Here is a 754-nt window from a genome sequence, read left to right as displayed (position 1 = left end):
ATCTGTACCTGGCTGGCCTCGGGCAGGTTGAGGATGGTCGCCCCGGTCTTTGGATTGAGGATCGGTTCCTCGGTCTCGGTGCCCTTCTCGAATTTCGAGCCGATCAGCATCTGGGTGTCCATGGACATCTCTCCCTTGTGAACTCTTTGATCTATTTGCCCGAACCGGCGATCTGGTCGCCGTCGCGGGTGAGGTAATAGGCGGCAAGGATCGGCAGCAGCGTCACCAGCACCACGACCATGGCCACGACATTGGTGACCGGGCGCTGGCGCGGACGGATCAGCTCTTCCAGCATCCAGATCGGCAGCGTCTGCTGCTGGCCGGCCGTGAAGGTTGTGACGATGACCTCGTCGAACGACAGCGCGAAGGCCAGCATGCCGCCGGCAAGCAGCGCCGTCGCGATGTTGGGCAGCACGACATGGCGGAAGGTCTGAAAACCGTCGGCGCCGAGATCCATCGACGCCTCGATCATCGAGCCGGAGGTGCGGCGGAAGCGGGCGACGGCGTTGTTGTAGACGACCACCACGCAGAAGGTGGCGTGGCCAAGCACGATCGTCCAGAACGAGAACGGGATATCGGCCAGCGCAAAGGCCGAGCGCAGCGCGATGCCGGTGATGATGCCGGGCAGCGCGATCGGCAGGATGACCAGCAGCGAGATGGTTTCGCGGCCGAAGAATTTGGTCCGCGACACCGCCGCCGAACAAAGCGTACCGAGGACGAGCGCAATCGCCGTCGAGATGGCCGCGACCCTGAC

Annotated in this window: 1 protein-coding gene; it reads right to left on the bottom strand. The window is 63.7% G+C overall.

The annotated features are described in order from the left end of the window. Nucleotides 1-151 precede the first annotated feature (151 nt). Nucleotides 152-754, bottom strand: a 603-nt coding sequence (locus tag EN993_RS36420; protein ID WP_164758085.1) for an ABC transporter permease, incomplete at its 5' end; no start/stop codon positions are given.

Origin of the sequence: Mesorhizobium sp. M7D.F.Ca.US.004.01.2.1 (assembly GCF_003997785.1) — a bacterium.
In the GTDB taxonomy this organism is placed as follows: Bacteria; Pseudomonadota; Alphaproteobacteria; order Rhizobiales; family Rhizobiaceae; genus Mesorhizobium; species Mesorhizobium loti.
Note: the sequence above shows the minus strand (reverse complement) of the source record. Positions and strands in the feature narration are given on the sequence as shown.